Source organism: Pedobacter sp. Leaf176 (genome assembly GCF_001424305.1).
Classification (GTDB): Bacteria; Bacteroidota; Bacteroidia; order Sphingobacteriales; family Sphingobacteriaceae; genus Pedobacter.
Genome location: NZ_LMPD01000002.1, coordinates 130,235 through 153,543 on the forward strand (window position 1 = coordinate 130,235; position 23,309 = coordinate 153,543).

The 23,309-nt window shown below is 39.8% G+C and carries 13 protein-coding genes; 1 reads left to right on the top strand and 12 read right to left on the bottom strand.

Translation table 11 applies throughout. The features are described from left to right. Positions 1-164: 164 nt before the first annotated feature. The 10 genes from ASF92_RS06045 to ASF92_RS06090 form a co-directional block, all read right to left on the bottom strand. Positions 165-1,997, bottom strand: coding sequence for a six-hairpin glycosidase (locus ASF92_RS06045; protein WP_056089433.1), 1,833 nt, complete (start codon positions 1,995-1,997; stop codon positions 165-167). 161 nt (positions 1,998-2,158) lie between these two features. Then, on the bottom strand, positions 2,159-3,085 hold the full coding sequence (locus ASF92_RS06050) for a glycoside hydrolase family 43 protein (protein ID WP_056089436.1): 927 nt from the start codon (positions 3,083-3,085) through the stop codon (positions 2,159-2,161). Positions 3,086-3,258: 173 nt separating this feature from the next. Further along, complete coding sequence (locus ASF92_RS06055; RefSeq protein WP_056089438.1) at positions 3,259-4,659, bottom strand: glycoside hydrolase family 140 protein; 1,401 nt, start codon at positions 4,657-4,659, stop codon at positions 3,259-3,261. Positions 4,660-4,662: 3 nt separating this feature from the next. After that, a complete protein-coding gene (locus ASF92_RS06060) occupies positions 4,663-7,815 on the bottom strand; it encodes a DUF6298 domain-containing protein (protein WP_056089442.1) in 3,153 nt (1,050 codons plus the stop codon). 148 nt (positions 7,816-7,963) lie between these two features. Further along, on the bottom strand, positions 7,964-9,595 hold the full coding sequence (locus tag ASF92_RS06065) for a polysaccharide lyase family 1 protein (protein ID WP_056089445.1): 1,632 nt from the start codon (positions 9,593-9,595) through the stop codon (positions 7,964-7,966). 740 nt (positions 9,596-10,335) lie between these two features. Continuing rightward, a complete protein-coding gene (locus tag ASF92_RS21590) occupies positions 10,336-10,386 on the bottom strand; it encodes a hypothetical protein (RefSeq protein ID WP_369817086.1) in 51 nt (16 codons plus the stop codon). A 1,232-nt stretch (positions 10,387-11,618) separates the two neighbouring features. Beyond that, positions 11,619-13,631 (bottom strand): RagB/SusD family nutrient uptake outer membrane protein, encoded by a 2,013-nt coding sequence (locus ASF92_RS06075; protein ID WP_056089450.1) that lies wholly within the window; start codon positions 13,629-13,631, stop codon positions 11,619-11,621. Positions 13,632-13,667: 36 nt separating this feature from the next. Then, positions 13,668-16,862: a SusC/RagA family TonB-linked outer membrane protein gene (locus tag ASF92_RS06080; RefSeq protein ID WP_056089452.1), complete on the bottom strand. Its 3,195-nt coding sequence runs from the start codon at positions 16,860-16,862 to the stop codon at positions 13,668-13,670. Between the two features lie 406 nt (positions 16,863-17,268). After that, the gene (locus ASF92_RS06085) at positions 17,269-17,955 is read right to left on the bottom strand and encodes a DUF3826 domain-containing protein (protein WP_056089454.1); all 687 of its coding nucleotides are present in this window, start codon (positions 17,953-17,955) and stop codon (positions 17,269-17,271) included. 20 nt (positions 17,956-17,975) lie between these two features. Beyond that, complete coding sequence (locus ASF92_RS06090; RefSeq protein ID WP_056089456.1) at positions 17,976-19,595, bottom strand: hypothetical protein; 1,620 nt, start codon at positions 19,593-19,595, stop codon at positions 17,976-17,978. Between the two features lie 228 nt (positions 19,596-19,823). On the opposite strand from ASF92_RS06090, the gene ASF92_RS06095 reads away from it, so the two are divergent. Further along, the gene (locus ASF92_RS06095) at positions 19,824-20,693 is read left to right on the top strand and encodes an AraC family transcriptional regulator (RefSeq protein ID WP_056089459.1); all 870 of its coding nucleotides are present in this window, start codon (positions 19,824-19,826) and stop codon (positions 20,691-20,693) included. A 53-nt stretch (positions 20,694-20,746) separates the two neighbouring features. On the opposite strand, the gene ASF92_RS06100 is transcribed toward ASF92_RS06095, so the two are convergent. Then, the gene (locus tag ASF92_RS06100; RefSeq protein WP_056089461.1) at positions 20,747-21,679 is read right to left on the bottom strand and encodes a dihydrodipicolinate synthase family protein; all 933 of its coding nucleotides are present in this window, start codon (positions 21,677-21,679) and stop codon (positions 20,747-20,749) included. A gap of 56 nt (positions 21,680-21,735) precedes the next feature. Then, positions 21,736-23,304: a sodium:solute symporter gene (locus tag ASF92_RS06105; protein ID WP_056089463.1), complete on the bottom strand. Its 1,569-nt coding sequence runs from the start codon at positions 23,302-23,304 to the stop codon at positions 21,736-21,738. Positions 23,305-23,309: the final 5 nt, after the last annotated feature.

Genomic DNA, 23,309 nt, shown 5'->3' on the forward strand with positions numbered 1-23,309 from the left:
GCGAGCTGAAGCAATCTGATTGATCTAGTGAGATTGCTTTGTCGTTTCTCCTCGCAATTACGGTGTTTGTGGACGAAATGACGGATAATGGAACTAAGCTTTTTCTTCTCCGTGAGGGGGAAGCCCCAAACCCTAAACTCCAAACGCTAAACTTTACTCCCATCCTAAAACCCTTCCGTTCTTAAATATTTGATCAAATAAACAGCTTCTTTCTTCTCAGATTCGCCAGCATTTTTCAAATCGTAAGTTTGATCTGCCGGTGTATCTACGTTTGGGAAGCGACGAACGTCTCCAGTACGGAAAACAATACGCGAAACATCAGGAACGGGTTGAAAAGCTAAACTTAGCGACAATTCCTTTCCATTAACAGTGAGCGAATAGAACCTCGTATGTGCATCTAGTTTCAACTTGATATCGTAGCTTTTTCCAGCTTCATATTTCATGAAGTTTTTGTAGCGAGCACCAGCTTTTCCACTTAAATTTCCGGCGGTATCAAATGTCAAGCGAACACTTGCCGTTCCTTTTGCATCCTGTAATTCAATCTCTAATAAACCGAAGTCGTTTTGCTTCGGTGTAACTGAAAATGAAGTGATTATTTTTTTCGATGCAGGAAATAACCGTTCGGCTTTTGCATAATCAAAGGGATCTTTATCTTTTAATATCAAAGCACCATCTTGCACTTTAACTGGTGCCCAAAGCGGACTATAAATATTCCAGTTTTCGAGCAATTTTGCGCTGCCAACTTTAGCGAAATCATCATCTGCGTTTTCCATAGCCCTATCTTTTACAGGGAGTGGCACCGAAGAGACCCAAATATCTTCTTTGTTCATACTATAAGTTACCCATAATTTGCCATCGGCAGGTTTACCATTGCCTTCGATAATCCCACGAACATACTGTGGACCATAAGATTTGTAATTCCCACCGTATCGCATTGGAGTAATTTCCCCATTAATCAAAAGCAGATTGGTATATTCCAAACCATTTTTGCTGGTTGATATGGCTAAGGGCCACCGGTATTCCGAAGGATTATAAACAGTTGCGTAGTTACCATCAGCAGTTTTCTGACCCCAGATTTTGGCGTTACTGTTTACAAAACCTGGCGCTCGAAAGGCACTTTCAGGCCAGCTTTTTCCGTTGTCAGTGCTAATCGCGGTCAACGCGTTTTTCCATAAACCAACCACTCTTCCGTCAGGTAAATGATAATAACTAAACGCCTTATACTGTTTTTGCAAAGTGATAAGGGGATCTTTCCTATCAGCTTCTTCATTCCATTGCTGCGTCATTAGCTTATTGGCTAACAACTCATTACAAGCGGCAACAAAAGCTTTATTTTTACTCTTTGTGAAGTATGGATATTTGGTGTTTTTCTCCGTGTAACCAGGATTGTAGTGAATAAAATAAATGGGGCCATATTTCCCATCGGCCTGAATTTCGCGAACAGCTCTACCAATTCCATGGCCATCGTTGGGATCATCTTTAGCATCAAAACTGATTGCATAAAAACCAAGAACCAGAAATACATTTTTGCTAGAAACGTAAAAACCCATGCGCTGATGCATTACCGCATCTAAATCTTTAGCCACATCGGTTCTGCCTTCTTTGGTCGTCCCATCGGCAATTCTGTAAATAGGAAAAATTACATCGGGTTTGGTCCAGGTATAACCATCAGAAGAAGATTGCAAAAAAGTTTGCCCTGGCGGAATACTTTCGCCAACCTTATCGCTTAGATATTCTACATAAAATTTATTGTTCCAATAGGCCAACATTGGCGCATGGTTGTACGTCCAGCCAAAATTTTCGGCCAATTCCGGATGCTCTCTATTTGCCCTGAAAGTTTGGATATTGTGAATGCCCATAACCGGCGAAAGTTGCCCATGGTGATAATCGGCATTCACTAAAGTCTTTCCTGTGTAACGTACTGTATCCTGCGCCTGCAATGTTGATGATGCAAGTGCAAATGGCAGTGTTAAACAAAGTATTTTAAATATTTTCATTTCTACTTCAATTATGTCGTCATCTCGACCGTAGTCGAGAGATCTTCTAAACAAGGTCCAAAGATTTCTCTCCGAAATTTCGGGACTACGCTCTGGTCTAAATCACGACCTCAAACCAAATGACGAATCTTTTTCTTGGTGCTATTATGTCTTTGCGTTTACTATTTCTTCAATCCTTCAATCACTTTCCTTTTTACTTTAATAATGGTGCCGTGTTTATGTCCTTCTGGTACCGATACCTCCGAAGTCACGTCTTTAAAGTTTTTAAAATCTGATGTTTTGTAAGCCGAATAAATTTTTTGGCCGTAAGCGTCAAAATAAATCAACCAATCATTTTTCGCTTTAACTACTGTTGGCCCTTCTGTTAACTTCGGACTAAAAGTTTCTGAAACATCTCTATACGGACCTAAAGCATCCTGCCCAAAAGCTACTTTTAAATTCCTGTTGGGTCGAGTATTATCCTTCAACACCAAAACATAATCCTTTACAGCCCGTTTCACAATTACGGCATCAATTACACTAAAACCAGGATCTAAAAACAATTTAGGTTTTGAGAAATTGATAAAGTCTTTGGTAGTAATGCTATACATCCGGTGGTTATTCTCTTCGTCCTCAATACCTTTAGCAAAACGGAATGGAATGGTTGATGCCCAGATGATTACAAATTCGGCTTTTTCGTCATCATAAAAAATTTCTGGTGCCCAAACATTTACCGTTTTAGGCTCACTTTCCATTACCGGGAGGAATTTTTGTTCGCTCCAGTTAATCAAATCTTTTGAGCTGGCATAACCAAAACCTTTGTCGCCTTTCCAGCTGCATGTCCATACCAAATGAAAAGTTCCATCTGGTCCTTGTGCAATGGATGGGTCTCGTAAAACTTTCTGTGTACCAACTTCCGGTTTTAAGAAAGTTTTATTTAAATCTGTCCAATGGTAAGCATCGTAACTATATAAAAAACGTAAACCATCGGTTGCGGGCTCATGGAACGAGGTAAATAAATACCCTTGTTTCGAACAAGACGTTACTACGCACAACGAGAGTCCGATGATGGCTAAACGTAATGTTGATATGAACTTTGCTTTAAACATTTATTATTTTTTATTTTAACTCCGTCTTTCCCGCGTAGGCGGGAATCTTAATGCAATAGCCAAGTAATGGTTGCAATCGTTTTAAGATTCCCAACTAAATTGGGAATGACGAACGCTCTAACAAACCATTTAAGGCTTTGCCTTGAACCTCGCACTAGCGACAAACCTAACTCCTACACCTTATCCAAAACTAAAACCCAATCATTACCATTTGCAGGTTCTCCTGGTGGATTGAATTCTTTTACTCCCTTATTCTCAAACTCACCAATTGTGGTAAATTTTCCGGTTCGTGGATCGTACCATGAAGCCTTCACCTCATCTCCATCTATTTTGCCAAGCTGTACGCTAAAAGTTTTACCCGTGTAGATGTAAAACATTGCGTACTCCTCGCCCCTTGTGGCTAAAACTTTGTCGTATTTTTCACCATTGCTTCCTGCAATCATCGTTTGATCGGGTATCCGATCAAAATAAGAACGAGATAACATTAAGTTTTTCAGAAATTTCATTTGCTGCGCTCCCGGAGCGTTTATCGCCGTAATCCATTGATCTTTCGGACCGTACGCAGGTTTCAAATCGGTTTTTTTGTACATCTGCATCACCGAATTATGGCCATAGGTGTAGCCGAAAGCTCCGGCAAAAACCGACCAATAGCCATATCTTCTTACATCAGCATCGTTCCAGCGTGGCTGGGTAACATCGTGCAATCCTTGCGGAATATCCTCGTACGAGGGTTCACCATCAATGGTAGGCTTTGCTGGCTTCAGTTTATAATCGCTTTCAATGTATTTCCAGTTATCTTCCCCGTAATGTAATTTTTCCTTTGCTGAGGTATCTTGCTCATAACGGCGGTGACCAGATTGAATCATATCAAAATCGTTCCATTTTGCATCGTGAAACCATGCAGAAGAAGCGGTTCTTCCCCTTGGATGGAAAGTGATCAAATGATTTGGATCATTTGCTCTTAACGTTTCGCCAATCGCATTCCAAACTTTCAATCCGTCAGTTCCCTTTATGTCACCACCATTTAACCAGATAATATTCCACTTTTCGCGGTATCTTTTTGCGAGGAATTCAGCATACTTTTTCGCCTGATCCTCATTTACTTTTTTCTCTTTCACATTTGTTCCCCAAACCGGAACAAGCGCCATGTAAAGTCCTTTTTCAGCAGCTTTGTCAACCACATAATCAATGTGATCCCAATAATCGTAAGCAGAAGAATCCCTGTAATCGTTTTGGTCGGTTAACACCGGTTTGGAAACATCTTTGTTCACCAGAGCAGAATCACCATAAATATTTTTAGCGGCCACATCATGCAAAACCATTACCTGAATTACATTGAAACCCTTTTGTTTTCTATCTTCCAGGTAAGTATTGGTTTCTTCGCGATTTAAGCGGCTAAATAACAACCAACCCGTATCGCCTAGCCAGAAAAAGGGTTTTCCATCTCCTGTAGAAAAATATCTACCATTTTCAGAAATTAATAAACTTTTATCACCAAAATGTGGCTTATCCTTGCATCCAAATGTTATGATTGATACTAAGAAAACCAGAAATAGTTTAAATTTTAAATTCATGTATTAAATTTTATTGATGATGATTACCTCATCGCCCGTTCCGACCTTATTTAGTTTTACTATTGCTCCTGCGTTGATTTTTTCTACTTTCAGGATCTTTCCATTCCGGGTATTTAAAACTTTCAAACTGAATCTTCCAGCTACTTTGCTGAGATCGAGATTGATTGATTCGTCTGATGCATTGTACAAAATATAGGCTTTACCTGTATCTTCCAAGCCATACTGCCCGGCAGATTTGCCGTTAGGAAGGAATGCTTTCATGGAAGAAGCAGTACTTAAAAAATTTTTGTCAAACCCTTGAATATTGGAAAGTGAACCGCCGGCCATGAAAGTGGCCCAAGCAAAAGAATCGTAATTATCACCTGAATAGATGACGGCTTTGGCTGGGAATTTTTCCTTATATTCTGAAACCGCATGGTAAACTTCTTCAAACGAAGTTTTCTTTGGTTTCAACAAGCGGGCATGTTGCCTTGGCGCCAAATTGAGGCCGCCTTTAGGGGCATAAGCAGTTCCATCTGCCTGGTAATGCCAATATCTGATATCGATTAAATCGACCACATCTGCCCTTGCCTTATCGGCCAGGATGGCATCTTGAACATCCTTAGTTACACTTAAACCAATAATCGGATGCTTGCCGGTTTCCTTTTCCCACTCTTTAATGGTATCAATCCAGAATTGTACAAAATGTAGAGGACCGGTAAATTCTGCACCAATAAGTTGAATCACGCCAGAATTTCCATCAAAGTTTTCCAGACATTTTCTGATGTATGCTTTGTGGATCGCTTTGCGATTTTCATTGCTGATATCATAAAACTGTTCAGCCATAAAAATCCGTTTATCTCCGGCATAAGGTACAGGTTCTGGAAAACCGGTATTGTTAATGTTGTTGGCTGTACGCCATGGAAAATCGGCATAATGGGCACCTGCTTCTATAATATTATGCTGAAAATAGTTTTGATGAATCAAGACCAGACTTTTTTGATCGGCAAGATTTGCAAAAGTTTTTAGCCTATCCCAATACCAAAGATTATACTTCGTAATGTCATACTTACTCAAACCGTCCCAAGCCTTTTCCTGTCCGCTACGGGCGAAAGGCAACTCATAAAATGGCGCCCAAACTTCACCGTCCATCCTGCGAATGCGTTCGTGATCATCTCTCCTTCTATCGTACCATAGTCCATAATTATGATCTAATACTTTAACAGAACCATTTTGCATAGAGTCGGTAATTTCATTCAAATCATCTGTAAGGCCATTTCCTTCACGACCGGGAACGAAACGGGTAGCGTGGAATTTAGTTTTCTTCAAACCATACGGACGGGCACTTCCATTCCACCAGGGTACATCCTGGCGATTGCCCACTATCACTTCGCTACCACGAACCAGCCAACCATTTTTAATAGTCATCGCCGCTGCAAGGGAAGGTTGAATCACTTTCTCCACGCCAATTCTATCGATGCTTTTTGCCTGATTTATGTCTGTAGAGATTTTATTTCTTTCTGTTGCCGAATCAATATATTCGGAAATAGTTAGTGCAGGTTTATAGGCTAACTTGGTTAATTTTTGCGCTACGTCAACAGGTGGGCTGCTCGAAGCCTCTGTTTCTACCGGAAGTAAAAATGTCCTTCCCTCAACTTCATTCCCTATTCTATCTTTGAGTTGTGCATAATACAAACTCCTTGGCTGGATTTGTTCGTTCGACATGTCCCAATAACCATTTCCAGAAAATTGTGCCCATGTTCCAAACGCCCAGTTTTGAGCCGTTGGTGGCTGAGGATTATCAACCCTTGCTGCGCTGCACTGCCAAAAAACACTATTGGCAGCGCTCCAACCAGCACCCTGCCCATCCTGACCTCTGTTTAAATAACTTAATGCTTGCCCATCGATGTTTACGATATCAAACAAAACACCGGATGCCCAGCTATCAATCGTACCGCTGAAACTAAAAGGCAGATACGATTGGCATTGTACAAAAACATTTGGTCCAGGTGCACAGAAGCCTACGGCAAAATCATGGTAACCAAACTCCGCATACAATCTTTGAAAAAGCGTTTGCTGTCCTGTAGTAAAAAAGGTATTTCTTCTCTCTCCACCGATCTCTGAAATCGGTGCAAAAGATTTGCAATCTTCGACAGTAATCCGTTTTGAAGTTTCTAAAACGTTTACCGCTGAGCCCGCGAAGTGTTCAAAAACAACTTTTCGCACCCAGGCATCTTGCGCATTCTCCAAAGAAATGGCCGTCCAGCGATGGTATTCATCTTTAATATTTTCTTTGTGATAATCGGATTCTATTTTTAAATTTTCAACTCCTGCATTGTTGATTCTTCCATTCCATTCATACTTTGAAACGGTTGCACCACCAAATTTCGCATCTAATGCAGTGGTAAGCGGCGCATCAAGCGTAATTGTAGAACCATTTATTGCCGTGATCTTTCTCTCCCAGCGGATATCTCTTGTCCCCGGTTTCCAACCCAAAGCACTCTCACCACCGCCAAACTCAGTCGTTTTTAAGGTTTCAATCCATTCTTTTGTGGATGGACGATTAATCAGGATTTGATCACCAACTTTAAAACCATTAATACTGGATAAAGTGAGCTGATTTGCATTTACAGGAACATAGTTATTGGTGATGGCAACTGGGTTTTGTTCTGACTGATCATTCTTGCCTAATATTCTAATTACTCCGATCCGATCTAAGCCAGTTGCAAAAATTTTCGTGCCACCAGTGCCAAAGCCACTACCACGAAGAACCACACCTGAAGCAGAAATTTTTAGTGTTCCTGCCACTTCATAAGTTCCTTTCTCGAGTAAAATAGCACCACGCAAACCATCTTTTCCGATAGGTAACTTTGAAACATAATTAATGGCAGATTGAATTCTTATTGTGGCATCTCCTTTCGAAACGGGAACCACCACTCTTATTGTGGCATCTGGAATCGCTTTTTCACCAGCCATGTAACCTGCGTAAGAAAAATCAGGAATGCGATTTCCCTCGGCATCAGGCGTATAAGCCAATTTGCCATCCTTGCTTCTGTAAAGCGGTTTGGGTGGTTCTACTGGTTTTGTTTTTTGAGCAAAAGAAAAACTAGTCAACAGAAAAAGTAAAGCCAGTATAGACAGTACTTTAGAATGATATATGTGGTTAGTTTTTGCCATAATTTAATTTTTGACCGCTAAGGCACGAAGACGCAAGGATGCATTTCTTTTAATGTTTCCATCATTGCGAGAAACGAAGTAATCCTACTACTTTCGCTATTGAACCCATAGCTTTAAGATTGCTTCGTGCCTCGCAATGACGATTTCCCTATGGTCTCACTTTATTGATATCAACCAAACTATTTAAATACACCTCGATATTGGCATAGCCTGATTTCGAGATTTTTGCTGCGTCACTGGCATCATTAGGGTTCAAACCATTTTTAGTTTCCCAGGCATCCGGAATCCCATCTTTATCCAAATCAAGGTAAGCTTTACCTTTGTATTCGGGATAACCGCCAACTTGTGCAATATCAGAAATAATTCCTTTTTTGTATGAATCAGCTGGCAAGCGGCGTTTAACATAATTCTGTGTAGCCGGAAGCTTTCCATCTTCTACATGCTCAATTTTACCTGTTGATACCTGTTTAACGATACGCTTGTCTACCGCATCACGTACGGGTAAAGATGCACCAGCATTTGCCAAAACATAATCATATGCTTTTTTGGTATCGATGATCGAAATTTTAGCCATTGGAAGTGGTTTGTCGCTTCGAATAGAATCTAACAACTTTTGCGTTTCACGCTTGCTTTCAGGCTGAACGCCACCATCCCAATTGTTTTTGGTTACTTTTTCATTGCCTTCCACAATATTTCCTGTTACGTAAGCCTTGCCAAACTCATTTTTAAACCTGATATCTCTTCCCGATTCTGGCTTTAAAATGCGATAAGAAATTGGCTGACCGGCAGGCGTAATCGGACCTGGTTTATAATAGTTGTTTACGAAACTATAAAATGAAGCGTTATCGCCACCATCGGCACTTCTATTCCACCAGTTAAAAATTACGTTATTCGCGAAACCAAAATCGCCGTACATCCCAACAGAAGGGTTTCTTGCAATGTTCGAAGCCCAAAGGTTACGCATGAAGGTAGAATTCAAACCGCCAATAGTACTTCCGAAGGCATGGTTATAAGTATCTAAAGCTTCAGAAAAGATAGAATTTTGAATGGTCACATTCACTGTTGGTAATTTTTCTGGCTTAGAACCGTCTTTGGCATCATAAACATGGCGGTAAATCGACATGTTTTCATCTAATCCCCAACTTGCTGAAACGTGGTCGATCATGATGTTTCCAACAGGATTGCCGCCGATAGCATCATCTCTACGAGTAACATCAGTCGCACCGCGGCGGAAACGCATGTAACGAATGACCACATCGTGCGTATTTATCCAAACCGATTCGCCCGCTATACAAACTCCATCTCCAGGTGCACTTTGACCAGCAATGGTGATGTATGGGGCCCGAATAATCAGGGGTGTTTTTAATTTGATAATTCCAGCTACGTTAAACACAATGATGCGGGCACCACCTTGCTCGCAAGCTTCACGTAAAGTTCCTTTACCTGAATCTTCCAGACTAGTTACTACATAAACCTTTCCCCCGCGGCCGCCAAATGCATAGGCTCCACCACCTTCAGCACCTGGAAAAGCAACCATTTTTGCCTGAGGTAAATCACTTGGTTTTGCAGCCCAGGGAATGTAAGGTTTTCCTTGCTTAGCCTGGGCATCTACGATAGGTTTTACTTTTAGAAACTGTCGTTCCGATTGCTCTTCAATACTTTTCAAAAGTGAATCGGCTCTTTTTTCCATTGCATCGGGTATAACCGGATATTGCGCAAAAGCAACATTTCCGATACCACATAACACAGCAATGCTAAAAATAGAATTCCACTTACGCATATTAGTTAGGTTTTACAGTTGAAACGTTTACAACGCTGTTTAAATAAACTTCGATGTTTGAATAGCCACTTTTCGAAATTTTTGCAGCATCAGATGCATCTTTAGGATTTAATCCGTTTTTCAATTCGTATGCATCTGGCATGCCATCATTATCAGCATCTTTGTAAGGTGTACCTTTATATTCCGGATAACCACCCACTTGACTCACGTCGGTAATAATACCCATTTTGTAAGAGTCTTTTGGTAAGCGACGGTGCTCGAAATCTTTCTCTGGCAACTTCACACCCTCAATAAAATCAATTTTACCAGTTGTAACCTGTTTGATTACCCGTGTATCCACCGGATCTCTTTTTGGTAAATTAGCCCCAACATGGGTAAGTACATAATCTTTGGCCTGTAAAGTTGGTAAAATGGTAATTTTTGCCATTGGGAAGGGTTTTTTAACCCTCATTGCTGCGAAGTATGGAGAAGCCTGCTCAAATGTCATTAACTCCCCTTTTTTGTCTTCAAGCTGCACACCACCATCCCAGTTATTTTTAGTTACTTTATCATTTCCTTCGATAATATTTCCTTCTACGTAAGCACGGCCGAAAACCACATAAGGCAATTTACTACGACCGCTTTCTGGTTTTAAAATCCGGTAACTGATTGGTTCTTTTAAGTTGGTAACCGGTCCGGGTTTGTAATAGTTGTTTACGATATTGAATAAGGCAGTATAATCTCCCCCATCTGTAGAGCGGTTATTCCAGTTGAAAACCACATTGTTGGCAAAATTGAATATTCCATTCCAACCAATTGAAGGGTTTCTGGCACCATTATCGGCCCAAAGGTTACGCATAAAAGTACAATTTTCACCACCTAACGTGCTACCGAAAGCGTGATTCCAGGTATCTAAAGCTTCAGAGAAGATGGAGTTTTGAATGGTGATGTTTACCGTTGCTAATTTGTCTTCGATTTTACCAGTGCTATCGTTATACATGTGGCGGTACATCGACATATTCTCGTCTAAACCCCAACTTGCAGAAACATGGTCGATCATGATGTTACCTACCGGATTTCCACCAATCGCATCATCGCGGCGACCGACAAAAGTCTCGCCCCTTCTGAAACGCATGAACCGAACAATTACATCGTGTGTGTTTAACCACACCGATTCTCCAGCCACACAAACCCCATCACCAGGAGCGGTTTGCCCCGCAATAGTGATATAAGGTGCACGAATAATTAATGGCGTTTTTAACCGAATGATACCAGCAACGTTGAAAACAACGATACGGGCTCCACCTTGTTCACAAGCATCGCGTAACGAACCCGGACCACTGTCGTTCAGGTTTTTAACTACAATAACTTTTCCACCGCGACCACCAAAACTGTAAGCGCCGCCACCTTCAGCACCTGGGAAGGCGATAATTTCTGATTGAGGCAAGTCAGTTGGACGACCAGCCCAGGGAACATAGGGTTTGCCTTGCTTAGCTTCCTGCTCGATAATGGGCTTAGCTTTCTCCCAAGCAACATCTGATTGATGATAAGCAGCTTTCATCATCGAATCTGATGCTTTTTTAACATCAGCAGGAATGTTGGGGTATTGCGCAAAAGAAGAATTTGCGGAGAGCATTAATGCTGTTGAAACCAACAGATTTAAAAAGTTCTTTTTCATTTGTGTTTTGCTCGTTGAGGCACCGGGAAATTACGCCGTTTGTAGATTTCGAAAGCTGCTAAAGATTTCAAAATGCTTGGCTCTATATTCGTTAGCACCTTCGGTTATAAATATTGGTTAGATAGATAATTTAAAATTTGCAATCAAACAAAGGTTTTCAGTGCACTAAGCTAATTAAAAATTGATGTTTCTCAGATCAGTAAGCACATTTCAAAATAGCTTCAATTTGCCCCGAAAGCCACGCTACAAGATAGCGATTAAATTCATATATAAATGTAACATTCTTAAATAAAAAAGGAAGCAATTAAAAAATTGCTTCCTTAAACCAAATATAAAAAACGTTCGATGCTAATAAAACGTGCCTGCCTATTTTAGCGGGTCGAAAGTACCTGCACCTTTTAAGCTATTCCAACCTATTGTTTGCTCCAAGTATGGCGAAGCGCTCAACATATTTTCGTTGATACCAAAAAAGTAATATTGTGGATACCAGGTAAATTTCCAGTCGGCCGGATTTGTTCTATCCAAATCATCTTTTACTGTAATCACAAAAACATTATCGTAAAGATAGTCTAGATACGCGGCGTAGTTCGCGCTACCATTTGCGGTTGGGTAAGTAGCCGGATCCCGATCAATTACTGGAGCATTACCGGTTGCCGGCTTGATAAGCGGATCGGTAGTACCAACATACTTAACGCCGGCAACAGATTTAACTGTAATGAAATATCCGGTTCTACGGGTTCCGTTTAAAGGTTTTATTCCTAATCTGGCCGCTGTAGGCGAATTCTCTTCAAATAACATCCAACGTCTTAAATCAAAGAATCTTTTGCCTTCATAGGCAAATTCAATATTCCGCTCTTTTAGAACAGCACCAAACAATTGATCTCTGCCGGTTAAACCTGACAAACCATAAGCGCCATCTAAATTTTCCACGCCAGCACGCTCTCTTATGGCTTTAATACCATCTAAACCTTCAGCCAGTTTGTTTGCGCCAATGGCCGATTCGGCAAGATTCAATATCACTTCTGCGAAACGCATTTCCATAAAATCAGTGCCGCTTTGTTGAAAATTACCATTGGTGTTTGATGCCCCCGGGTCAGTTGCTTTACTAATGTAAACAGCGCTGGCATTTGCACCCTTGGTTTCGGTTGTTAAACTAGGTATAGTTTCTGCAGCAGTTCTATACCATTTATAAGTCCATTGTTTAAAATTCGTATTTCCCGCATATGGCCAAATTGCACCATTGTATACAAATGTTTTGTAAAATCGTGGGTCTCTGTTTTTGTAAAATTTCTTTGTATCATAAGCGTATGCAGTGGAAACTCCCGGCATTTTTCCATCCCTCATTGGGAAAGCATCTACAATCTCCCTAGTAGGTGATAGTGATCCATTACCGTTGATTTCCCTGGAACGGGCTGCCTGCTCCCATCCGTTGTTTTTTGTTGTATTACCACCGATAGCGAGGTTATTGAAACCATAAACAATAACTGCCTCCGGATTATTAACTTCAGAAAACCACATATTACCCCATGCAACACCATTGGCTGTACCGCCAGTTTTAAAAAGACCACCTCCATTTGCTTCTAATAATGTTTTGGCAGCTAAGTTAGCCTGGTATGCGGCTTCCCAACGGGTAACATCATCTGTGCGGTTAAAAAGCGGGCTGGCCCAGGTTAATAACACCCGCCCTTTTAATGCAGCACAAGCGCCACTGGTAATGCGACCCCAATCCGAGTTAGACCATTTTCCAGGAAGTAATGATTGTGCCAAATCAAGGTCGGCAACGATTTGTTTAATACATGCCGAAGTAGAACTGCGGGGAATCTGTAATTCTGTGCCATCACCACTAATTGGATCCTGAGGGGTCAATGCCAGCGGCACACCACCATATAGACGAACTAAATCAAAATACTGCCATGCTCTCCAGAAATACATCTGACCTTTCAGTTTATTTCTTACATCCTCCGGCAAGCCGTATTTGTCTATTTCGGCAATAAAAATATTGATTTGCTTAAGCCTGGTGTAAGGATTATTAACAATACTTGTGGTTAACCTGGCACCAAGGTAATTCAATGCATGTGCATTAGTGTAGCTTATAGACGCCCAAACTTTGTTAAAATCTGTCTCTCCAGCAAATTCATCCGTAGTCCTAGCAAAATTGTCGTTATTGGTTGCAATGTTCCAGGATAGGGATTGCGCATTATTCGCCGGAAGAAATAACCCGTACACATAATCAACATAGCCCTGGGCAAGTGCTGCATCTTTAAAAACTTCTTCATTATAACCAGCTAAGTCTCTTTTCTCTTCAAGAAAAGCATCTTTACAGCTGCTGGCAAGAATAATTACAACTGTAATTAAACCTAATATCTTATTTCTTTTCATCTTAATAGATTATTGAATTTTAAAATTTTAATGTGCTTACAAAGTCAAGTTAAGACCAAATGAGAAAGTTCTTAAGTTTGGATAAGCATCCCAGGCGCCATCCGGTCCTTTATAAGTGTATGGATTGTAAAGATTTGCAGGGTTTAAAGCGGATACGAATACCCTTGCATTGTTAATTTTAAGTTTTTCTACAATGGTTTTTGGTAATGTATAATTTACGTTAAAACTAGGAATACGTACCCTGAAGGCGCTCACTTTATAAAAATTAGAAGTAGGCGTTAAGTTTATATCTGCAAAATTCGGATTTGGCATTGTCCCTTGCGGATTGATTTGGGGATCATAAATATTACCCCAGATATTTGGCAAACTCGTAAAATTTCTGGCGATTGACGTGTTTAAAGCTTTCCTTTCGTCAATTTCAGCCCATCCACCAAACGAACCCGCTATCACCGCGTCTACGCTGAAACCTTTGTAGCCAGCTTTTAAAGTAATACCGAATCCGTAATGATTGCTGGCTTTACGTGATAACTGAATTTGATCATTCTCGTCAATTATTCCATCAGGACCTGCAAAAGAACCATCTGACTGAAGTTGACCTCTTACATCTCTGTAATATAAAGTTCCTGGTCTGAGCTGCGCAGAAGGCGTACCAAAAACCTGGGTAATTTTATACTGATTTACGTAATTGGTTACCTCATCCTGGCTTTTAAACATGCCTAGATAATCATAACCCCATTTACCATTATCAGATGATTCGCCTGGTTTAGCAAGCCATGGTTTTAAGTTATCATTTGCATTAAAATTACCAATTTTCACCTTATCATCACTCCAGCCAAAGCGTGCACTCACACCATAGTTAAAGTCCGAACCAATTTTGTCGTCCCAGGATATTCCAAGTTCATAACCAAAATAATTTGCGGAACCGAAGTTAACCGAAGCAACTGTACCACCAATAGTAAAAGGCAAACTTGCAGTTGGTTCAATTAAGATATTTCTAGCCATATTATAATAGCCCTCTATATTTACGCCAAGGCGATTTTTAAGCAATTTTGCATCAATACCAACATTATTCTTGTATTCTGTACTCCATGTTGCGTCTCTGTTTGGAGCAGCTTCCATTTTGAACCCGGTTGTTGCGGCGCTATTTCCACCAAAAACACCACCTTTTCCATCCTGAAAGGTATAACGCTGACGCCATAACCATGCTTTAGTCTGGTCATTTCCCAATACACCTACAGCATATCTCAGTTTCAAATAATTTATAGCGGGTACTTTAAAGAAGCTTTCTTCCGATATAACCCAACCAACAGAACCTGAATAAAATTTGCCCCAATAATTCTCAGGAGCAAATTTAGTAGACGCGTCAGTTCTAAATAAAAATTCTGCCAGGTATTTATTTGCGTAAGCATAGTTTGCTCTACCCACGTAAGATAATGTACCCGCTTCGTTTGCTGAAGTAGAACCATCAATTGCACCTGTTGCCGAATTAAACTGACCATTTGTTGCCGCAATAGGGCTTGCTTTAAAAACCACTTGCTGACTATTCTCGGATTCAGATTTCTCAACGGTGAATAATCCACTTACTGAATGCTTACCAAAATCGCGGGCATAATTAAGTACAAAGTTAGTTTGTTCACTTTCTTGGTTTGTATTTGAATAATATAAACGATCGCCGTTTGTAACGCGAAGCGAACTCAAAACTGTGGAACCTTCGTAGATATGTTTATTCTCCCCCAACCTGTTAAACTCATAAAGCGTATAAAAAGTACCGATTTGATCGCCAACTGAGTTTCCTGTGTTTCTGGCATAGGCCAACCTGGCTTTCAACCCTTTAACAAATGGCAATTCATACTCTGCATAACCATTTATCGTGAACAAATTGCTCTTAGTTGTAGCTAGATTATTTAAACGTTGAATTTCCCCGAAATGATACCTCGATAAATCGTTTGCTCCCGGCAGTCTTACCGGTAAACCATTGATATAATCCGGCACGTATCTTGGCGCCAGAAGCAAGTTTTTGTAATCATCTTCCCCGCCTTCCCCAGAAACCTTATTAAATGTTTTTACCAAATCGCCGCTGTTTCCTGAAACCTGTAACCCGACTTTAAAATTTGTGGCAACACTAACATCAGTCCCCGCACGAAAATTCCATCTGTCATAGTTCAATGTCGCCAGGTTTCCGGTTTGTTTATTGTAAGAAACATTGGCAAAATAAGTTGCCCTGTCTGCACCTCCGCTAACACTCAACGTATGCCTCATGTCATATGCTGATTTCCATGCATCTTCAAGACGATCGTAATCGATGTTTCTAAAATGATTCAGTTCGTCTTGGGTAAAAAAGTTATCGACTCCGGGTTGCTTATTACCACCATTTGGACCATTCATAATGTTCATATATTGTGCAAACTCGTAGGCGCTCATCATTTTCGTGCGATAGGCCTCATCGTTAACAGCGTATGAGCCACTATAGCTGATACGCGGCTTACCAATTTTACCACGTTTTGTAGTCACTAAAACAACACCATTACCACCTCTTGTTCCGTAAATTGCTGCCGATGCATCTTTAAGAAACGACATGCTTTCAATTTCTGATGCATCAAGGTTTCCAAAGTTTGTCGGATCTGGTTTTCCCTGACCATCAATTTGAATAACCCCATCGATTACGTATAATGGATCAGTACTTCCTCCATCTTTCGAAAAAATTGTATTTGGATTTCTAATGGTTATTTTTGCTGGCGTACCCGGACGTGCAATACCACCACTTACACCTACGCCTAATAGCCTGCCACTCAATGCAGCAGCAACGTTTGTTCCTGGTAAATCCTCAATTTCAGCAGCTTTAATATCGACCACTGAACCCGTTAAAGTTGTCCTTTTTTGAGTTCCGTAACCTACCACCACGACATCATCTAGACTTTTATTATCTGATGTCAACCGTACGGTGATGTTCGTTTGCGTCCCAACGGTTAACTGTTGCCTTACGTAACCAATATAAGAAAAAACCAATACATCAGCATTGGATTTCACCTGAATTGTGTAAACTCCGTCGGCATTTGTACTAACATTACTAGGAATGCCTTTCAGACTCACGTTTACCCCAGGTATTGGCGAGCCATCTGCAGCATCGACAACTTTCCCCGTAACCCTTCGGTCCTGGGCAAATAATATTGTGCTTGCCAGCAGCGTGAACAGCAAGGACAACGAAAGTTTGCGTAAAAATTTTAAGTTCATATTTATTATTTGGTTAGTTTTAAATGCTGTCTTTTTACCCAAAGCATTTATCCGGTTATCAATGATTTATGGTTTTTGCTATTTCTGAATGTTATTGAGGATCGTTTTTCGCGGGCATAAGATAAGCTAAATGTATATCAGCAATGTATGCAGCAATTGTTATGCGAACAGCTCATTTATTGGTTACGTTTATATGTTGGTTAGAAAAGTAAAATACTTTTAAAATTAATTATGGGTAATAATTTTCAAAATTTAATCAGCAATAAGTATCAGTCTTTCAGGGTGTAACTCAGCGCCAGATTTTCGACAATTAATTTTAATCCAAGATAAAACAAAATTCATATATAAATGAAATATTCTTAAATAAAAAATTATATTTTTTTTCCGCACACATAATTCCTTTAATTTAATGGTTTACAGGCTTCTCCGAATTTGCTTTTTCTTTGCGTCTTTTCTCCCATTCCACGCCCTCTTTTTTCAAATCATAGCCGGCCGCCGACAGGTAGTTGTTAATACGACCCTTATACTTACCAAACCATGCATGTTTTTTATCTGACGATTCTGCATCAATAGCGTGTTCCCTGGCCTCAGTTAACCAAATTAGAATTTGTTTCTTTTGATCTTCAGTTAGGGTCAAAATTTCTTCCTGATAAGCCTTATATGTTATTGGAAGTACGTTGTAAGTCATACCGTTTTTTACACCCTCAATTTGCTCTGGCGTTAAATATTTAGAAAGTTTGCTCAGGTATTTTTTGTGTAACTTCGTTAAAGCAGCTTCGGTACTTCGATTCTCTTTAGCAATAGCGGTGTCTCTGACAGCTTTATCATCCTTATTTTTCTGTTTGATGTCTTTCAACTTAGAGTCACGGCCAGCATAAATATCATTCAGATTACTATACTGATCTCTTATCACATTCCTGACTTTCTGCAATTTAGAAGTGTCTGTTATAGATAAAGTCGCAACAATTTTATCTGCACGCTCCGTTATTGTTTTAATATACTTTGCTTTATCATCCTCAGAAACAGTGTTTTGCCCAAAAGTGCCGGCAAAATTTGAGAGCATTATAAACAAAATCAGAATCGATAATTTCATCACTTTATATATTTCAATTATTAATCAATAAGATGTACATCACCACAAAAATGAACTTTTAAGCCAAGTTCATCTAAGGCCGCCGCTTTAATTCTGCAGGCTTGGTGGGCACTTGCTTCGTCATTTGTATAAACAACCTGTATGTGATTTGCTTTGTGCCTGGCCATAAGTTGATCTCTGCTAACCCCTTTCAAAACAGCATGCATAATCGGCCATTCGGGAGTTGTATTATTCCAGCGTCTTTGAGTTTCTTCTGCGGGCAAAGCAACCACCTCACCAACTCCTAAGTCGCAATGCAACTCGTTATTTGAAACGTAAACACGACTCCAAACGATAAAACCGGGCTTACTAATTCCTTTCAAGGTACCCCCGCCCAGCCTGAAATACATAGGGGGCTGCCTGTCGCTGCTCGCACCCTCATAACCACCGATAAAATGTGCTGCAGGCACGGCACCTGAAATTAAGAAAAGCCATACAAAATCGTCAATACCTTCTCCTGTATAATGTTCGCCCCAGCGGATATCGTGTAATGTATTTTCGCCGGTCATTCCCAGTTCTTTCCATAACTCATAAGTCAATAAAGAGTCAAGTCCGGCGCATTCATCCACTTCATTAAAATGGGGAAGTGCCCGTTTTGGATAAAGTTCTTTACCACTTTTCGAAAATGCCGGCGGACGGTCTCCATTATTTAATAAGCCTTCTACCAAATCGCTGGCCACGGTCAAATCTTTTAACCCTTGCTGGTATTGAATTCCAATTGTATCGCAGCTAAATTCATCGGCTATACGCAAGGCTGCAATGTACATTTTGCATTGCAATAAAGTTTGCGACCGGGTTAATTCGGTTTCTTCATCAGTACCCCAGTTAAAAGTCATTCCTTTAGCAAGCAACCAATCTAAAACGCTATTGGCTTCTTCATTGGTAACCTCTAGCATCGCGGCATAAAGTGCCGACTGACTTAGTCTTTCTTTAAAAAATCCGGTTTTATGCAACAGTTCATCGGGCACAATGGCATTATACATACCCATGCAACCTTCATCAAAAACGCCCATTATCACTTTGCGTTCTTTTAAAGCAGATGCGAACGCCTTACCTTTTTTTTCATCAGCCGATGGAATGTTAGAATTGCTATAGCGCTTAACATGTTCTTGATTATGGCTAACCTTCCCGGTTGCCAACCATTCGCGCAAGCCTTTGGCAAAAAAATCATCTGTAAAATCCAGGCTCCAAAGTGTGCTGTAGTTGATATCTGCTTTAGTTAAGCAACCGTTCAAATTCAGCATACCAACTAAGCCTGGCCATTGCCCACTCCAGTTTGCAACAGTAAGTATCGGACCCTTATGAGTTGTTAAACCTGCAAAAACATGGTGAGAGTACTGCCAAACACTTTCGGCTACTATTATTGGCTTGTTGGGATCAATACTTCGAAAGATGTCCATACCCATTCTTTGCGAATCTATAAAACCATGTTTCTTTGTTGAGTTATATTGATGAGCACGTTTCACAGTCCAACCGGATTGTTCAATCGCATCTGTCAATTTACTTTCCATTTCCACCTGGGCTGCCCAGCAATTTTGATTTGCCGAAAGCCTTAAATCGCCACTGGAAACTAATAGAATTTCGCTTTGTTTAGCTGGCATTATAATTCATTAATAAACAAACTATTTGTATAAAAAAATTTGTTGGTCTATATTTTGGTCGTCGCCTAAGTGGCTATATACAAAACTCTGCAATCAATATTGGTATTTAATGAAACTTTTTATCAAATTAATATAGGATATTATCATAATACAAGCTAACTTTAGTACTTTATGCTTATGATGTGCTAAACATTGTATTTTTAACACTAACCAATATTCCGATAATTAATGAAACCTCATTTTCATAAAGTCCCTGTTACACTTCAAAGCTCTTTCAGTATTCGTCATGATATAAAACCAGACTTCGGCAACATCTGGCATTACCATCCGGAGTTGGAATTACACTATGTCATAAAGGGTGAAGGTGTTCGTTTTATCGGAGATAACATCAGCAATTTCGTTCCCGATGAAATGGTACTTTTGGGTGAAAATTTACCGCATACCTGGCGTTGTAAAGATGAGTATTTCCAGGGAAATCCTGATTTAAAGACTGAAGCGATGGTTGTCCATTTTTTACCAGATTGCCTCGGAAAATACCTGGTTAATTTACCTGAGGCCTACCTTATTCCTAAACTGTTCGAAAAAGCTAAAAGTGGTATGGTAATAAAAGGCGTCGCTAAAGAAAAACTAATTAATTTGATGAAATCTGCAGTAGATGCGACGAATCTCGACAGGATTATAATTTTGCTTTCCATTTTAAAAACCCTGGCTGAAACAGACGAATATGAAACGATTGTAACCAGCAAAAACACTTTCTATCAATCTAACGAATCGGAAACACTACGAATCAATAAAATCTGCACCTACACGCTAAGCAATTACAAGAAAGATATTACGCTCGAAGAGGTTGCTTCACTCAGTAATTTGAGCGTCACTTCGTTTTGCAGGTATTTTAAACTTATGACAAAGAAAACTTACTATGATTTTCTTATTGAAATCAGGGTTAGCCATGCTTGCCGGTTTTTGATTGAAAACAAATTGCCTACCGAAATGATATGTTTTGATTGTGGATTTAACAATGTATCAAACTTTTACCGACACTTCAAGAAAGTTACCGGAATGACTCCTTTAGATTATAAAAGGAAGTATTTAAATTAAATAATTGTTGTAAACCTCATATGTTTTCTGGTATGAGGTTTACTTCCATTACTTTAAATATAAACCTCTATATTTAATTCGTTCCTTAATGCCGTATAATCATCAAATAATTTTTCAACACCTTTTATCACGTCGGGCGTAAAACTACCCACATCCCTTCTGGTAAAGGTAGAAATATCCAAGCCTCTTTTTTGAAGAAAATATTTTGACACAACCGGATAAACGTTGTGCATCACATCCATATTATCGATAAGAAACTGTTGAACAATTTGAACTTCTTCAGTTAATGAGGAATCATCATAATGATCGCAAAGCCAAACAATTAATTCAGGAAAATAATTCCCCTGTATGCAGGATAATCCGGCAGAACCTGCTTTTAGAGATGCTACTGCATGAACGATGTAGGCATCATATAAGCCAAACTTGTGGCCTTTTGTAAGTTTCAACTTTTCCTCAATTTGTGATAAATCTAGACAAGTATCTTTGTGATAAATTATCCTGCCTGTATTGACGAAACTACTCAATTGCTGAGGTTTAAGTACGCGTTTGTAAGGAACAGGGCATTCATAAAATCCTATTGGAATCTTATTTGTTTGATTGAGCAAGTCGAAAACACGCTCATCAAAAATTTCGTCTGGTTCATTTTCATCTGCCAGTAATCCAGTAATTGCAATTACAGCTTCAACACCCAAATCACTAACTTCTTTAACAAAATCTGCCTGCTTTACAATTGGACCGCCGAAAGTTCCCGTTGCCACAACCGGAACAGCTCCATCAACAACTTTTATAACATGTTTTATGGCCTGAATCCTTTCTCTATCAGTCAATTCAAACATTTCGCTGGAGAGGCAATTCGCAAATAACCCTGAGGATCCAGCCTGCAAATAGATTTCAGTAAGTTGAGTGAGTGCAGTATAATCGATATTTCCGTTGCCTAAAAAAGGTGTGAGCATTACCGGGATGAACCCTTTCTGTGAGTTTTCCATTATTCTAAATTGAAATTTTTTATTTTAATATTTTGAATGCTGTTAGTTAAGTGGCGCTAGCCGACAGATTTTAATTTTCTATTTTTAATTTTCGTCAGGATGATACCCATTAAAAAAATGGTCAGTGTGCCAACCACGATTATCATATTTTTATGCAATGGATTCCTCAGCAATTCATATTGCGCTGGCAACAATGAAGACAATGTCATCCAGATTATGACTACAATTCCAATCATCGTAGCGATTATCGCCTCATGGTTTTTGGTTTTCCGGCTTACAATGCCCAATAAAAACAAGCCTAACATACCCGCAGCAAAAATCCCTGATAGCTCCCACCATACATCAAGAATGCTTTTAACTCCAATCATTGCAATTCCTGCAATCATCCCTAGTAAACCAAAACCAACAGTTGCAAAGTGCAAAAGCGAAAGATTTTGCTTTTCGGTGACACCAGGCTTGATGTAGCGCTTGTAAATATCAACCGAAAAAACGGTTGCCGAGGCATTCATTCCAGAACTTATGGTACTCATCGCCGCAGATAAAATTGCCGAAACAATTAAACCAACCAAGCCAATTGGGATTTTGGTAACCATAAAATGAGGCATAATTTTATCGCCATAATCTGCCGGCTGCAAAGAACTTTCCATTCTCAAAATCTCGTCTGCCGATGAATGAATTGGCAACCTTTCCAAAGCAACCTGATGTTTAATTGATTGAACTAAATCCGGGTTAACTTCATAATAAGCATACAAGCAAGATCCTATAACAAAAAATAATAGGGACGCCGGAATGTACAGCCATACACATAACCAGATAGATTTTGATGCTTCCTTACTCGATGAGGCCGTATGGTAACGCTGAATATAATTTTGGTCCATTCCGAAATTATTCAGATTGATAAAAAAGCCATAAAGTAAAACTACCCAGAACGAAGAATTAACAAAATCGGGACTGAAACTGCCCAAGCTAAATTTACTTGCTGAATTGCCAATTTCTACGATTTTAGAAACGCCGCCCGGCATGTTTGTGATAATGAGATACAAAATGAGCAGTGCGCCAAAAGTCTTTACAACAGCCTGCACAACTTCTGTCCAGATTACCGCCTCTATCCCACCTAAAACAGTGTAAAAAATGATACAAATGCCCATAACTATCATAATCATTTGCATGGAATAACCTGTTAGGGCTTGCAGGCTTAAAGCAATTCCGAAGAATATTGAACCCATTCTGGCGAGCTGAGTAAGTAAAAAACAAACTACAGCATAAAGCCTTGCCCAGGCACCAAAACGGTTTTCTAAATGTGTGTATGCAGATATCTCTCCGGTGTTACGATAGAAAGGAACGAAATATTTCGAAGCAATCCAAGCTGCAAGCGGCATAGAAATACTAAATACAAAGGCATTCCAGTTGCCACCAAAAGCTTTACCCGGCACACCTAAAAAGGTATTGCTGCTTAGAAATGTCGCATAAATTGATAAACCTATTGCCCATCCGGGAATGAGGCCCGAAGCCTTTGTAAACTGCTCGGAATTTTTATTTTTTCGCGAAAAATAAACCCCAACCAATATCATTCCAACAAGATAGATGAAGATTATAGCAAGATCGAAAATAGGTAGACCCCTCATTATCA

Excerpts from the sequence above, each read along its gene's own strand:
- ASF92_RS06045 (WP_056089433.1), bottom strand. The coding sequence starts at position 1,997 with ATGAAAATATTTAAAATACTTTGTTTAACACTGCCATTTGCACTTGCA.
- ASF92_RS06050 (WP_056089436.1), bottom strand. The coding sequence starts at position 3,085 with ATGTTTAAAGCAAAGTTCATATCAACATTACGTTTAGCCATCATCGGA.
- ASF92_RS06055 (WP_056089438.1), bottom strand. The coding sequence starts at position 4,659 with ATGAATTTAAAATTTAAACTATTTCTGGTTTTCTTAGTATCAATCATA.
- ASF92_RS06060 (WP_056089442.1), bottom strand. The coding sequence starts at position 7,815 with ATGGCAAAAACTAACCACATATATCATTCTAAAGTACTGTCTATACTG.
- ASF92_RS06065 (WP_056089445.1), bottom strand. The coding sequence starts at position 9,595 with ATGCGTAAGTGGAATTCTATTTTTAGCATTGCTGTGTTATGTGGTATC.
- ASF92_RS06075 (WP_056089450.1), bottom strand. The coding sequence starts at position 13,631 with ATGAAAAGAAATAAGATATTAGGTTTAATTACAGTTGTAATTATTCTT.
- ASF92_RS06080 (WP_056089452.1), bottom strand. The coding sequence starts at position 16,862 with ATGAACTTAAAATTTTTACGCAAACTTTCGTTGTCCTTGCTGTTCACG.
- ASF92_RS06085 (WP_056089454.1), bottom strand. The coding sequence starts at position 17,955 with ATGAAATTATCGATTCTGATTTTGTTTATAATGCTCTCAAATTTTGCC.
- ASF92_RS06090 (WP_056089456.1), bottom strand. The coding sequence starts at position 19,595 with ATGCCAGCTAAACAAAGCGAAATTCTATTAGTTTCCAGTGGCGATTTA.
- ASF92_RS06095 (WP_056089459.1), top strand. The coding sequence starts at position 19,824 with ATGAAACCTCATTTTCATAAAGTCCCTGTTACACTTCAAAGCTCTTTC.
- ASF92_RS06100 (WP_056089461.1), bottom strand. The coding sequence starts at position 21,679 with ATGGAAAACTCACAGAAAGGGTTCATCCCGGTAATGCTCACACCTTTT.
- ASF92_RS06105 (WP_056089463.1), bottom strand. The coding sequence starts at position 23,304 with ATGAGGGGTCTACCTATTTTCGATCTTGCTATAATCTTCATCTATCTT.